The organism is Halopseudomonas oceani (assembly GCF_002903165.1).
GTDB classification, from domain to species: domain Bacteria; phylum Pseudomonadota; class Gammaproteobacteria; order Pseudomonadales; family Pseudomonadaceae; genus Halopseudomonas; species Halopseudomonas oceani.
Window position 1 is genome coordinate 1 of sequence record NZ_PPSK01000037.1, and the last position, 13464, is coordinate 13464.

The 13464-nt window shown below is 55.9% G+C and carries 13 protein-coding genes; 4 read left to right on the forward strand and 9 right to left on the reverse strand.

The features are described from left to right. The 3 genes from C1949_RS18720 to C1949_RS18730 all read right to left on the reverse strand — a co-directional run. The coding region (locus C1949_RS18720) for a pirin family protein (RefSeq protein WP_146040360.1) at window positions 1–483 on the reverse strand (483 nt) is incomplete at its 3' end. 208 nt (window positions 484–691) lie between these two features. Continuing rightward, window positions 692–3760 carry an efflux RND transporter permease subunit gene (locus C1949_RS18725; RefSeq protein WP_104739894.1) on the reverse strand — a complete coding sequence of 1023 codons (3069 nt, stop codon included), beginning with the start codon at window positions 3758–3760 and terminating at the stop codon, window positions 692–694. Further along, the gene (locus tag C1949_RS18730; RefSeq protein WP_104739895.1) at window positions 3760–4866 is read right to left on the reverse strand and encodes an efflux RND transporter periplasmic adaptor subunit; all 1107 of its coding nucleotides are present in this window, start codon (window positions 4864–4866) and stop codon (window positions 3760–3762) included. Before C1949_RS18730 ends, C1949_RS18725 begins: the two co-directional genes overlap by 1 nt. 223 nt (window positions 4867–5089) lie before the next feature. Here C1949_RS18730 and C1949_RS18735 point away from each other — a divergent pair, with 223 nt between their 5' ends. From C1949_RS18735 to C1949_RS18745, 3 genes are all read left to right on the forward strand, one after another. Then, window positions 5090–6139, forward strand: coding sequence for an MBL fold metallo-hydrolase (locus C1949_RS18735; protein ID WP_104739896.1), 1050 nt, complete (start codon window positions 5090–5092; stop codon window positions 6137–6139). A gap of 239 nt (window positions 6140–6378) precedes the next feature. After that, a complete protein-coding gene (locus tag C1949_RS18740; protein ID WP_104739897.1) occupies window positions 6379–7449 on the forward strand; it encodes a BMP family ABC transporter substrate-binding protein in 1071 nt (356 codons plus the stop codon). A gap of 285 nt (window positions 7450–7734) precedes the next feature. After that, a complete protein-coding gene (locus C1949_RS18745) occupies window positions 7735–8583 on the forward strand; it encodes a GIY-YIG nuclease family protein (protein ID WP_104739898.1) in 849 nt (282 codons plus the stop codon). 220 nt (window positions 8584–8803) lie between these two features. On the opposite strand, the gene C1949_RS18750 is transcribed toward C1949_RS18745, so the two are convergent. From C1949_RS18750 to C1949_RS19320, 3 genes are all read right to left on the reverse strand, one after another. Continuing rightward, complete coding sequence (locus C1949_RS18750) at window positions 8804–9253, reverse strand: hypothetical protein (RefSeq protein ID WP_146040355.1); 450 nt, start codon at window positions 9251–9253, stop codon at window positions 8804–8806. Window positions 9254–9356: 103 nt separating this feature from the next. Continuing rightward, window positions 9357–9815 (reverse strand): hypothetical protein, encoded by a 459-nt coding sequence (locus C1949_RS18755; RefSeq protein ID WP_104739900.1) that lies wholly within the window; start codon window positions 9813–9815, stop codon window positions 9357–9359. A gap of 111 nt (window positions 9816–9926) precedes the next feature. Beyond that, a complete protein-coding gene (locus tag C1949_RS19320; RefSeq protein WP_146040356.1) occupies window positions 9927–10280 on the reverse strand; it encodes a hypothetical protein in 354 nt (117 codons plus the stop codon). A gap of 108 nt (window positions 10281–10388) precedes the next feature. On the opposite strand from C1949_RS19320, the gene C1949_RS19325 reads away from it, so the two are divergent. Beyond that, a complete protein-coding gene (locus C1949_RS19325) occupies window positions 10389–10826 on the forward strand; it encodes a hypothetical protein (RefSeq protein WP_146040357.1) in 438 nt (145 codons plus the stop codon). Between the two features lie 72 nt (window positions 10827–10898). Here C1949_RS19325 and C1949_RS19330 read toward each other — a convergent pair whose 3' ends face one another. From C1949_RS19330 to C1949_RS19335, 3 genes are all read right to left on the reverse strand, one after another. Then, a complete protein-coding gene (locus C1949_RS19330; protein ID WP_146040358.1) occupies window positions 10899–11555 on the reverse strand; it encodes a hypothetical protein in 657 nt (218 codons plus the stop codon). 90 nt (window positions 11556–11645) lie between these two features. Continuing rightward, window positions 11646–12311: a PDDEXK family nuclease gene (locus tag C1949_RS18760; RefSeq protein WP_104739901.1), complete on the reverse strand. Its 666-nt coding sequence runs from the start codon at window positions 12309–12311 to the stop codon at window positions 11646–11648. Window positions 12312–12479: 168 nt separating this feature from the next. Continuing rightward, the gene (locus C1949_RS19335; RefSeq protein ID WP_211287217.1) at window positions 12480–13349 is read right to left on the reverse strand and encodes a hypothetical protein; all 870 of its coding nucleotides are present in this window, start codon (window positions 13347–13349) and stop codon (window positions 12480–12482) included. Window positions 13350–13464: the final 115 nt, after the last annotated feature.

Sequence of the window (13464 nt, forward strand, 5' to 3'; positions counted from 1 at the left end):
CAGGCTGTATACCTCGACCGGGGAGGTGTGGTCGGCGAAGTCACCGACCAGCAGGGTGAAGTCGATGCCGCTTTGCTGCCAGGTGGGCAAGTCGGGGTAGTGGGTGAAGGCGGGGTCAGCGTTTGCCATGTGCGCTGGCAGGGCGATCCACAGTTGGGCGGCGTGCAGGCGGTCGGTGGCGTCGGTGGAGTCTTCGGTGTGGCTGATACCGCGGCCGGCGGTCATCAGGTTGACTTGGCCGGGGCGGATCAGCTGTTCGTTGCCGAGGCTGTCGCGGTGCAGCACGTCGCCTTCGATCATCCAGGTGAAGGTCTGCAGGCAGGTGTGCGGGTGCGCGCCCACGTGCATGCCCTCACCTGATTCAAAGCGGGCGGGGCCGGCGTGATCGAGAAAGCACCAGGCGCCGATCTGGCGGAGCTGGCGGGTAGGCAGTACGCGGTTGACCGGCAGGGTGCCGCCAATTTCGGCGCTGCGGGCGGTAATGCGACGCTCCGGCTGCGAGTAGGTTGTTGCAGCCTACTCCAGTGTGTCGGTCGCGTCAGCCGTGGGCGGTATGCAACGGCAGCGTTGGGCCGGGCTTGGAAAAGGTGGAGAACGCTTTGCGGTTCTCCACCCTGCGGCAGAGGGCCTGAGCGGAGTGACAGCATGGTGGACAACGCTGTGCGCTGTCCACCCTACCGGCGGCGAGCGGTTAAACCCGCCGCCCCTCGACCGGGATTTTGAAGAACAGGCTGTAGATCACCGGCAGCACCACCAGCGTGAGCACGGTGGCAAAGCCCAGACCAAACATGATTACCACCGCCATGCTCTGGAAGAAGGCGTCGGTCAGCAGCGGCGCCATGCCGAGGATGGTGGTCAGCGCGGCCATCGATACCGGGCGCACCCGGCTGATGGCCGAGTCCACCAGGGCACTATAGGCCTCTTTGCCGGAGTCGATCTGCAGGCGAATTTCGTCGACCAGCACGATGCCGTTCTTGACCAGCATGCCGCTCAGGCTGAGAAAGCCCAGCAGCGCCATAAAGCCGAACGGAATACCGGTGAGCAAGAAGCCCAGCGTTACGCCGATCACCGCCAGCGGCACGGTCAGCCAGATCACGGTGGCGCGGCGCACCGAGTCAAACAGCAGCACGGTGATCAGGAACATCGCCAGATAACCTAGCGGCAGGCTGCCGAACACGGCTTTCTGGGCGTCGCGTGAGCTTTCGTACTCGCCGCCCCACTCCAGCTTGTAGCCGCGCGGCAGCTCGATGGCCTCTATCTGCGGGCGGATGCGGGCGAACAGTTCGGCGGCGGTCTGGCCGCTCACGATGCTCGGGTCGGCCTGCACGGTCAGGGTGCGCTTGCGGTCTTCGCGCAGAATCAGCGGGTCTTCCCAATCGGTGACAAAGCCGCTCACCACCTGGCTGATGGGGATATAGGCGTTGCGTACGTTGCTCCAGACCAGCAGGTCGTTAAGGGTGCTGGCGTCCAGGCGCTCATCTGCCGGGGTGCGGGCGACGATCGGCAACATGCGTGTGCCATCGCGGTACAGGCCCACGTTGACGCCGCTGAAGTTCATCTTCAGCAGGGTATCCAGATCGCGCTTGTCGACGCCCAGCTCGCGCGCCTGCGCTTCGGCAAACTGCGGCCGGACCAGCTTGGTCCGCTCACGCCAGTTGTGCAGCACGGCATCGGCCACCGGGTCGGCCTTGAGGATGGCAATGGCCTGCGCGCCCAGACTGCGCAGCACCTCGGGGTCGGGGCCGGTAAAGCGCGCCTCGATCTTGCTGTCGCTGCCGGGGCCAAGCATCAGTTGCTTGAGTTTGACCTTGGCGGTGGGGTGCTGAGTCTTGAAGTATTCATCCAATTCGGTGATCAGCGGCACAATCTGCTCACGCTGCTCGGTGCGCACCAGCAGTTGGGCGTAGTTGCTATGGATTCGCTCGGGGAAGTAAGTGAGGATGAAACGCAGCGCGCCTTGACCGATGGTGGACGTCACCTCGGTAACACCGTCCTGCGCGAGCACGTACTGGTCCATCTCGGCGATCACCTGTTCGGTGTAGCGAATGTCGCTGCCCTTGGGCAGCCAGACATCGACAAAGAACATCGGCGTATTAGACGGCGGGAAGAACGCCTGACGCACCTGACTAAAGCCGAATACCGACGCCAGCAGCAGCGCGCCCAGCATCACCAGTGTCAACACCCGGTGGTGCAGTGCGTTGCCAAGCAGCTTGCGGTAGAGCACAAAGACGATGCCACGGTAGGGGTCTTCGACCTCGGCCGGCTGGTCACCGGACGGCTGATCACGGAAGAACAGACTGGCGAAGAAAGGCGTCAGGGTGATGGCGGTAATCCAGCTCAGCGTCAGCGAGATCATCAGCACCTGGAACAGCGACAGACAGTACTCGCCGGTGGAGTCGTCCGACAGGCCGATGGGGGCAAAGGCGATGATCGCAATCGCGGTGGCGCCCATCAGCGGCAGATTGGTCTGGCGCACAATATCGCCCGCGGACTGCAGGGTGGTCTGGCCGCGCTGGCGGCCGACCAGAATACCCTCGACAATCACGATGGCGTTATCCACCAGCATCCCCAGCGCGATGACCAGCGCACCGAGCGAAATACGCTGCAGCTCGATACTCAGCACCTGCATGAAGATAAAGGTGCCCAGCACCGTCAGCGCCAGCACCAGACCGATCAGCAGGCCGCTGCGCAGGCCCATGAACACCAGCAGCACAACCACGACAATGGCAACCGACGCGAGGAAGTTCCAGACAAAGCCACCAACCGAGTTCTCTACCTCGGCAGCCTGGTTGTAGAACATGGTCACCTGCATGCCGGCCGGGCGGTCCTGTTCCAGCTCGGCCAGCCGCGCGGCCACCGCGTTACCCACATCCACCACATTCACATGCGCAGCGTAGGATACGCCCAGCCCCAGGGCCGGATGCCCCTGCGCGCGGTACAGGCTGGTCGGGGTTTCGGCAAAGCCCCGGGTGATGCGCGCGACATCCCCCAGATAGACCCGTTTGGAGCTGCCGGGCGGGCTGATGATCAGCCGCTCCAGCTCGCTGACATCCTGAAACTCACCGGTCGGATGCAGCCGAATCGACTCACTGCCGACCAGCATGCGGCCAGCGTCCGACACCACATTCTGGCGGCTGAGCAGGTCGTAGATGCGCTGCGGCGCAATCCCCAGCGCGGTCATCTGGGCACGGGAGATTTCCAGATGCACCTCTTCCTGCGGCACGCCGGCAAGGCTGACCTTGCCGACGCCTTTCACCAGCACCAGCTCGCGGCGCAGGTAATCGGCGTAGTCACGCAGCTCACGATAGTCGTAGCCAGTGCCGCTGATCATGAAAAAGGTGCCGTAAACGTCGCCGAAGTCATCCTGAATCTGCGGTTCGCTGACGCCGGGCGGCAGGTTGGGGCGCAGATCGTTGATGCGGCGGCGCATCTCGTCCCAGATTTGCGGCAACTCGTGCGCGCCATACTGCGCCTGCACCTCGACCATGATCTGCGACAGCCCGGCGCTGCTGGTGGAGGTGATGGTGTCGATGTAGGGCAGCTGCTGGATCGCATTTTCCAGCGGATAGGTCAGCTCTTCCTCCACCTGTTGCGGCGAGGCGCCGGGGTAGGGCGTGACCACCATCGCCATCTTCAGGGTAAAGGCCGGGTCTTCCAGCCGGCCCAAGTCAAGAAAGGCAATAATCCCGCCAATGCCGAGCAGCAGCGCCACCAGCCAGCTGGTGACCCGCCGCTTGATGAAGTATTCGGCAATATTCATTACAGCCCCCGCTCACGAACCCAGGGGCGCACCTGCTGACCTTCACTCAGTTCATTGCCACCGGCAGCAACAATCCGCTCACCGGCCTCCAGCCCCGACAACACTTCGATACCGTCGCGGGTCAGTTGCCCCACCGATACGGCGCGGGCACGGACCTGCAGCGTGCCGTCCTGTTCGACCACCACCCAGACCTGACGGTGTTCACTGTCTTCGTTGTCCGGACTGAATACCGCTTCGACCGGCACCACTATCGGAATCTCGGCGTTCCGGCTGATCTCGGCAAAGTTGACGATCACCGTGGCGCTCATGCCCGGTAGCAACACCAGCCCATCGGGGATCGGCATGCTCAGGGTGACGTCATAGGCCAGGGTCGAGGGGTCCGGCTGGCTGGCGTACTCCTTGTAGTCAGCGTCGATCAACGCCTCGGGGTAGTTGTCCAGTCGCACCTTGGAACGCAGCTCGGCGGGCTGCAAGTCACGGCGCAGATTGCTCAGCAGGTTCTCCGGCAACTGGAACACCACGTCCATGCTGTCGCCACTGTATAGGGTGGCAATCGGCTGATTCGGCTGCACCACCTGAAACTGCTCCACATGGGTACGCGCCACCACCCCATCAAACGGCGCGTTGATACGGGTATAGGCCAGTTCCTGGCGAGCCAGATTGAGTGCTGCTTCGGCCGAGTTGAACTGCGCCTTACGCTGGTCGTATTCGGCCTGCGACACCATCTGCCGCTCAACCAACTGCTCCATCCGGGTCAACTGGCTGCGGGTGAGGTCATAGCTGGCCTGACGGTCACTCAGCTTGAGCCGGTAGTCGGTGTCGTCGAGCTGGGCGATCAGCTCACCCTGCTTGACCTCCTGGCCCTCATGCACCTTGAGAGCCTGCAACTCGCCACCCAACCGGAACGACAACTGCGCTTCTTCCGGCGCCTTCAGCCGGGCCGGAAACTCGCGGATGCGCTCGGCGCCCGGGTCCACCACGGTGAACAGCTTGACCGGTCGCGGCTTGTCCGCCACCGGTGCGGGCGGCTCGGAACAACCGGAGAGAGAGACGGTAAGGGCAATGGCCGAGAGACCTGTGGCAATCCAGCGGGCGACGCAATCCATAGGTAACCTGTGAAGTAGGTGGCAAAAAGACGGGAAAAACAGCTGTCGCATTATAGAGCTACAAAACGCTACATGGCGGCCAATCCTCGGCAGATTCAGCCATATTGTTGGCTTTTTCTGCCATGCGACGGCCCGCCGCAGTTATTGGGCTTGCACTGGCGCCACTTTCAATCTATGTTTTTATATATTGTAATAACCTTAAATGTAATGCCGTGAGGTGACCATGCTGTTTCGCCAACTGTTCGACGCTGCTTCCTCCACCTACACCTATCTGCTTGGCGACACCGTCAGCGGCGAGGCCCTGCTGATTGACCCGGTCTTCGAGCAGACCACCCGTGACCTGTCGTTGCTGCAGGAGCTGGGCCTGACCCTCAAGCTGGTGGTCGACACCCACGCCCACGCCGACCACGTCACTGCAGCTTGGCTGTTGAAACAGAAGACCGGCTGCCAGATTGCCTCCGCCGCCGTCATTAACGCCGAATACGTCGACCTGCCGCTGCACCACGGCCAGCGTTTCGGCGTCCAGGGCGTTGAGCTGGAAGCGCGGGCCACCCCCGGCCATACCGACGGGTGCATGAGCTACGTGCTGAGCGACCAGTCGATGGTGTTCACCGGCGACGCATTGCTGATCCGCGGCTGCGGCCGCAGCGACTTCCAGCAGGGCAACCCGCACACGCTGTATCACTCGATCACCGAACAGCTGTTCAGTCTGCCCGACAGCTGCGAGGTGTATCCGGCCCACGACTATAACGGTCGCACCCAGAGCAGCATCGGCGAGGAACGCGCCTTCAACGCGCGGGTTGGCGGTGAGGCCAACGAGAACGACTTTGTCGGTTATATGGATGCCCTGCGCCTGCCGCACCCCAAGCGAATCGCCGAGGCTGTACCAGCCAACCTGCGCAGCGGCCGGCCGCCAGAAGATCAGCTGCCGCTGCAGCCGGAATGGTGCGATGACCTGCGCATTACCTACGCGGGTGTGCCCGAGATCAATCTCGAATGGCTGATGGCCCACCGTAAGGAGCTGACCCTGCTGGACGTGCGCGAGCCCAACGAGTACGAACAGGAGCCGCTGCCAACCTACCTGGGCAACGCCCTGCAGATCCCGGTCGGCAACCTGCACGACCGAGTTGCCGAGGTACCAAACGTGCTGCCGGTGGTCGCGCTGTGCCGCTCGGGCAAGCGTTCGGCACTGGCTACCAATATCCTCCGCGAGCACGGTCTGACCCACGTCGCTAGCCTGCACGGCGGCTGGCTGGCGCTGCCGCAAGGCTGACCGACTCGGTGCACGCAGTGCAGGGCCGCACCATTGTCGTGCAGCCCTTGCTGCGTTGCGCACTCAAAGCCACAGCGAATCTCCTGCGGAAACATCGCACTGGCAGCAAAGGCCCTCGGACGCTAAAATTTTTCGTCATTTCCTGAACAAATGGCCAGTTTTTTGCTGCAGGGAAAGATCGGCCCCGCTCCAACGGACGCGGAACGGTCGCCAACAACTAGATCCCAGGAGAAGCACTCATGAGTTTCAAACGCACACTCGCTCTGGCGGCAGCCCTCGTCATGCCGCTGCAGGCCATCGCAGCAGAAGACCCGATGAAAGTCGGTTTTGTCTATGTTGGTCCCATCGGTGACCACGGCTGGAGCTACCAGCACGATCAGGGCCGCAAGGAACTGGAAGCGCACTTCGGTGACAAGGTGCAGACCACCTTCGTCGAGAACGTCAACGAAGGCGCTGATGCCGAGCGCACCATCCGTCGTCTGGCCCAGGCCGGCAACGACGTTATCTTCACCACCTCCTTCGGTTTCATGAACGCCACTGCCCGCGTCGCCGCCGACTACCCGGACAAAACCTTCCTGCACGCCACGGGTTACAAGCGCGCCGACAACCTTGGAACCTACCTGTCCGTCACCTATGAAGGCCGCTACGTCACCGGCACTGCTGCCGGCATGGTCACCGAGAGCAACGTGCTGGGTTACATCGCCTCCTTCCCGATCCCGGAAGTCATCCGCGACATCAACGCAACCTACCTGGGCGCCAAGGCAGTCAACCCGGATGTCGAGCTGAAGGTCGTCTGGGTCAACACCTGGTTCGATCCGGCCAAGGAAGCTGACGCCGCCAACACCCTGATGGACCAGGGCGCTGACGTCATCATCCAGCACACCGACAGCCCGGCACCCCTGCTGGCTGCCCAGAAACGCGGCGTATGGGGTGTTGGCCAGGCATCCGACATGAGCCACTTTGCACCTGAAGCGCACCTGCTTTCCGTGGTCAACGACTGGGGCCCCTACTACATCAACACCGTGCAGGCAGTGATGGACGGCAACTGGGAGTCTGCTGACTACTGGGGCGGCATCCACGATGGTGTGATCAAGGTCGAGTCCATCAGCGACCGCCTGACCGAAGAGCAACGCGCCAAGGTCGACGCCATGATCGCCTCCATCGGCAGCGGCGAATTCCACCCCTTCACCGGCCCGATCAAGGACCAGAGCGGCACCCTGCGGGTAGCCGACGGCGTCGAAATGACCCACGAAGAACTGGCCACCATGGACTGGTACGTAGAAGGCATGACCGCCACCATTCCGAAGTAAGCGCATGCAGCACATCGGCAGCGTGCCCATCACGCGCAGCCGGTGACTGCAGGCAACAAAAACCCGGGCATTGCTCGGGTTTTTTATCGCCTGTGTTCAGGCCCTTTACAGATGCAAACTTGAAAGGTGCATACGCCCCCGCAAACTCAGGCACCCAGCTATGCACCTGATTTAAGCTTGGCAAACCCGCTCAGCGATAGCACTATCGAACCCAGTTGGTAGGCACAGAACACTGCGCACTGCTCTTACGGAAGGACATCTAGGCGAAGCAAACGGAAATCTAAAATGCCCAGTGCAACCATCAAAATTTACCTCCCTCATGGCGATCCAAAGCGCCTTCGCACCGGCGAAATCTCAAACTGGTCTGGGAAGGCCGTCGCCGGTCCCAGGACGGAGCTGGATCAACTGCTAAAACGAGAGGAAGCCGAGAACGTTGGCGTATATCTGCTCACCGGCGTTGACCCAAAGTCCGGAGGGCCTGCGGTGTACATCGGCGAAGCAGAATCCATTCAGTCGCGCTTGAAACAGCACCTGGAAAAGGACTTCTGGAATCACGTTATCTACTTCACCAGCAAAGACGAAAACCTGACCAAATCCCACATTCGCTACCTTGAGGGCCGTCTGATTGAACTGGCCAAGCAGGCGGGGCGGGCCAGCCTGACCAACTCGCAGGCCACCAGCTCAAAACTGCCGGAGTCAGACCGGGCAGATATGGAGATCTTCCTGAAGAAGATCGAACAGCTGCTCCCGGCACTCGGCGTCGAAGTGCTGGTTCCCATCGCCTCCGAAGCACAATCAAAGGAAGAAGCGAGACCACTCTTCTGCGAGGTCAGCGGGCTAAAAGCGCAAGGCCACCTCACGCCCAACGGGATGGTGGTCTTTGCCGAATCGCAAGCGGCGGAAAAGCTCAGACCCTCGGCAAAGGACTACCCCTGGGTTGTAAACACCCGCGCACAGCTGATCAAAGACGGAGTCCTGATACCCGCATCAGGCCATCTGGTCTTCGCCAGGAACCACGAATTTAGCAGCCCCAGCGCCGCTGCCGCAGTGATTCACGGCGGCACAGCAAACGGCAGAACGGCCTGGAAAGACAGCAGCGGTACAACGTTAAAACAGCTCGAATCCACCGACTAACGGCACTCGCGCGCTCGACCTCCCTCTTGGGGCGAGCGCCCAACTAATCAGCTACGCCAACGACTCCAGCAGCCGCGCAGCCAGCTCGGCCTTGTCCTGCCCGGTCAAACACAACCTGCCGCTTTGCCGATAAAAGCAGGGACGGTAACCCAGAAGGTCGCGTAGGCTTTGGCGTGGAGGAAAAGCCACAACGGAAGCACCATCACCGTAATTGGCTTGGTTAGGCATTTTGCTTACGAGCACGGTTCTCTCGTAGTTTTGCCCGGACCTCCTCCCTGTGTTTTTGGTAGTTCAGATCGAGCGTCTTGAAGTGACCCAGCGCGACGGTGGTAGCCACTATTGCCGTAGAAGCAACCCAGGTAATTTTATCCTCAAACAATCTCGTCATTTTAAAAACAACGCCACTTGACCCCAAGAATCTCAGATCAAATATCGCCGCGATGTTGTCAGACAACGTTATTGCCGCACCGACAAAAATCATCACAACAAAAAATCTGCCGAGCCAGTGAAAAAGGTGTACTGCGATATCAATAGACTTGACCGCAACATCAACACACCAAAACACAGCGGATTGAATGAACAGCACGACATTTTCTGACCACTCGCGGACCCAGCTAGGTGCGAGAAACAAATACCAAAATAGCAGGCCAATCAGCCCTACTATTTTCATTACACTAAATATTACATCCATAAGTTAAACACATATACGCCTGAGTTCAGCCGACCAAGACTGCGAAGCGGGGGGAAGTCCACCTTGTATGGATAATTTCTTGTTAACCCTGACCAACCTTTCCCCGATATGAGTAGGTGGAGGGTTCAAGCCTAAAAAGTACGTCAGATAAACGGATTTGGTATGAAAGACGGTCCCTCCCCAAGCTTTCACGCATCGCTCCGCACAATTGTGTGTAGGCAAGAATCTCTTGCTCCTTCTCAAGGGTACCGCCTTGCAACCAAAAGCTTTCCAAGGCCTCCACTACGCCCGCATCGGCACATACACAGATCCGAGCCTTGGCATCGTTGAGCGCCCCAAGCTCAGTGATCTCGTCCTGGGTTCGACCGGCCCTTCTAGCAGACACTAGCAGTGAAGTGGCTTTCAAAAAGTCCGTATAGGCGTCCAAGCGCATCTTCGCCAACTCATCATTCCGGCTCTTTTTCTCGGACAGAACATGGCCGAAGACCGCACCTATCAGGCCTGAAATGAGTGAGAGTATCGCTGCTAGAGTAATAGTCATGTGGCCCTTTAGGCTAACGCCGCAATATGGGGCAGCCGAAACAGAGCGAAGCGGCGAGTAGGCTGTCCCAACCCGCGTGGAACGCGGGTGACATGATTGCTTTGTTATGCTTCATTTCGTAAGTGATTTAGTTACATCGATAGCATCTTTATTTAACCCATAAAAATGCAAACCGAGCCATTCATTTAAACGAGCATCTTCGTAATTTTTTGGCTTACCATCGACAAGCACTTGAACATTTGCTAGCTTCGCGGAGATAACCGAACCGTCACTTTTGGTGAGTTTTATTTCATCCCCAACCTTAGCGTAACCTGAAATAACCTGGCCGGTTATCGCAATTAGATTAGGTTCTATTTTTGATAGATCATAAATCCCATCTGGTTTGAATATAAAATCACCTGCCAATACACCTGATGCTACTGATGCAAAACCCGCTATTATTAGTATTTTTTTGAGTATACTCATAACTCTCCTAAAGAGCATAACGCCCGGCTCAAGTGCCGATTTTTAGCCGCGGAGCGGCGGAGAATCGGTCGCCGTGCAGCCGATTGTTAGGTGCCGGTTTAACTGTCCTTGCTTGCAAAATTCATAATGGATTTAATATTTTTTGGCGCAATACAAAGCATCAATACAAAAGACATGTGTATCAACATAGATGGGAGCGTGCTAAACAAGAACGTTGAGAAACTAATATTTTCTACAGCAGCTAGAAATTCAATTTCACTGATCAGGTTCCAGGGTAAAGCTGGCGAGGAAAACAAAAAGCAGACAAGTGCGAAAATCATTGCAAAGCACATTAGATTTATGATTGACGCATCTTTGTCATGGCGACTGAATGTCAATCCTGAAACGCCGAAAGGTGCTGAAACAAGAATTGCGAAAAAGAGGCTCGTTCCGGGGCCCGAATGGCAATTGCGTGTCCCCATGCATGATCCAATTAAGCCATATACCCCGAGCCCTACAACCAAGGCCGTTAGTATAAGAGTTGTTCGTGCAGCTATCAGCATGTAGGCACCTAACGTTTGGTTAAGGGGCGGGCTTTAGCCCGTTCCGGTGAGCGAAGCGAACGGTTTGAACCACTTGTTAGCTGCTTGCGCGATTTTCATTTAGAACACTTGCGTAATATTTGCTGTATGCGGCTAGAACAGGATAGCTGTGTAGCGTGATTTTGACAGCGTCCGTGGTTCCAGCTTTATCTGTGGCTTTTCGCACGCCCTCCTCGAGAAGGCGCCACGTGAGCTTATAGCTTATGAACTCTTTAAGTGGGAATGCATGTGTAGGACCACCTGGAGTTATATTCTTTATAGGGAAGCCTGCGCTAATTGGAAGGAATTCCTCATCGAAAGGTAGTTCAATGAATAACGTTGATTCCATAATTCGGTAGCCACGAACGAAATCTAACTCAGATGGTGGGTCAATATCGGTAGCGAATTCAACACCCGGATACAGTGTAAGGGCTGCTCCGTGCAGAGCTAAAGGGTGACCATGATAAGTGGCGTTACGAAGTGCTTTTAGAATATTTGTATATTCGTTCCAGCCTGTGAATTTTCCTGCTACCCAGTTATTTCCGGTTAGAGAATGGAATTCCTTACGCATCGTTTCTGTTAGCTGCTGGCTTTTGTATATGTATTGTTCAAATGCCTGGCGAAATCGAAAAGGGTATCGCCTGGAATTATTTATTTCGTAGTACAACCGCTTCAGATCCTCAGCAACGATTTGTGTTTTTAGAAGATCTCGCATGCGTGTCCTTGCAGCTAACGCCCGCAGCACGCGCGGCTTTGTAATGAAGGCGAAGCCGTAGTGAAAAAGCCGTCGCAGTGACTGCGATTGTTAGCTGCCATGGTCACCTTTTGTAGCCTTTTCCCACTCAATCCCTAGCCCCTTAAATTTCTGGGCAAAGGGAATAACAATCAGCGCCACTACAGCACCGATAAGTGCCATCCGCTCGGTCGTAAGTAACACTATCTCATTCTGTGCACAGATAAAATCTGCTACGACGATAGCAAAAACGATAAACGCCAACAGCCACGAAACCTTCTGGAACGACTCAACGGCGTCGACCTTTTCTGTTCGCAACCCGCTCTTTCGTTCTGCAGTGTCCTCTGCAGTTAGGGCAGGAAATGTAGGAAAGAGAGCGAAATCAGTAGGAATAAGCCCACCATCAATATCAAAGATATACAGGTCGAAAGGGAACATCTGGTTGTTTGATGGCGTAACCAGGAAAACAGGAATATTGTCCTCACCCACTGACTTGCTGTAGGCCTTCAGTTGTTTATAGGTGCTTTCAGCATTTAGTTGACTAGATCCTTTTATTTCTATAATCGCCAACCTCTCCTTCTTAATCGGATCAACGATTAAAAAGTCGGGGCGATATTGCCTTCTGCCATCAGCGGCAAAAAAAGCAGGCTCATAGACAATTGAGTCTTTGGGGTAGCCAATAGTGACAAGATATTCCGCAAACTCTTTTTCAATTTTGGAGTGATATTCTTTTTGCATCCTTCACCTTAAGGTCCGAGACCCAGAAAAAGCTAACGCCCGCATAAGGGGCAGCAAAAGTGCGCGGCGACTAAGGTAAACTTGGGCGAAGCATTAAAAGCAATCGCCGAGTACTTTTGGTGTCCCAGCGAGTCTGCGAGCGACTTAATGCGTTTGTTATATGCAATTTTACACATCATGTAGGTTTATCCGTGCCTCATATTCTAATTTTTCTGATTTTATAGGAATCTCTTTTTGAGCTTGTTGTAGAATGCGAACGTACTCACTTTGTCCTAACACATCCCAAGCTAGGTTTCCTTCATATTTTGCTACGTCGTGTTCTGAAATATATTTAAGAATCTTAGGATGCTGAAAAAATAATTGATTAATACGTTGATTCATAGCCGTCATATTTTTCTGAAACTCAGCACCAGTTTTGTGAGTCCAGTCAACATAGTAAATCGACTTATCAAACTCAGCATTTTTCATGTAATCGCCATTGCCATCGTGACCAATTTGCTTATGTACTAAAATAGAGAATATATCCGAACCGCAGTTTGCTGAAAGCGTATTACCAGCACTGTCTTTACCTAAGGAAAAAGTCTCCCTCTTGTAATAAAGATTCAATATAAATAGTGCACCTAAAGCTCGAAGCAGGTTGCCTAAGTTACCATTGCTTAAACTTTTTACGCGCTCATGCTTAACTGCCTGGTATGCTTTTTTCCAGTCTGACCCGCTTGTGCCGCGCTTAAAAGACTTATGTAAAGGAGTTAAGGATTTATTGCTTTCATTTTCAAAATGAAAGTTAGGGGAACTCGGAATAACAACTTTATTGCTAAGCTTCCACTTTTCATCGAGAAACTTGAGGCAATCCGTATCAAAGTACAAATCTCCTTCCTCTGGTGGAGAGCCCCCGTTATCAAAATAAAGGTCCTTTGAGATTGACTCAATCTCCACCGAGCAACGTATCAATAGCTCTGAAATCTTAACAGAGTAAACTGATAATTGCTGATCATCAAAATGAACCCAATTTGAAAGCTCGGCAACCTCTTTTTCCAAGTTCTTGTAAATCGGCCAATATAAATTGGACAAAAATATCTCCTATTGCATATAACACCTCAATAACCGGGCGCGCGCTTTTTGCGCGTCCGGCGCCGAAGGCGCGAAGTTGATT

Bases quoted from the DNA above. Each gene is read 5' to 3' on its own strand.
- C1949_RS18725 (WP_104739894.1), bottom strand. From the start codon at position 3,760: ATGAATATTGCCGAATACTTCATCAAGCGGCGGGTCACCAGCTGGCTG.
- C1949_RS18730 (WP_104739895.1), bottom strand. From the start codon at position 4,866: ATGGATTGCGTCGCCCGCTGGATTGCCACAGGTCTCTCGGCCATTGCC.
- C1949_RS18735 (WP_104739896.1), top strand. From the start codon at position 5,090: ATGCTGTTTCGCCAACTGTTCGACGCTGCTTCCTCCACCTACACCTAT.
- C1949_RS18740 (WP_104739897.1), top strand. From the start codon at position 6,379: ATGAGTTTCAAACGCACACTCGCTCTGGCGGCAGCCCTCGTCATGCCG.
- C1949_RS18745 (WP_104739898.1), top strand. From the start codon at position 7,735: ATGCCCAGTGCAACCATCAAAATTTACCTCCCTCATGGCGATCCAAAG.
- C1949_RS18750 (WP_146040355.1), bottom strand. From the start codon at position 9,253: ATGAAAATAGTAGGGCTGATTGGCCTGCTATTTTGGTATTTGTTTCTC.
- C1949_RS18755 (WP_104739900.1), bottom strand. From the start codon at position 9,815: ATGACTATTACTCTAGCAGCGATACTCTCACTCATTTCAGGCCTGATA.
- C1949_RS19320 (WP_146040356.1), bottom strand. From the start codon at position 10,280: ATGAGTATACTCAAAAAAATACTAATAATAGCGGGTTTTGCATCAGTA.
- C1949_RS19330 (WP_146040358.1), bottom strand. From the start codon at position 11,555: ATGCGAGATCTTCTAAAAACACAAATCGTTGCTGAGGATCTGAAGCGG.
- C1949_RS18760 (WP_104739901.1), bottom strand. From the start codon at position 12,311: ATGCAAAAAGAATATCACTCCAAAATTGAAAAAGAGTTTGCGGAATAT.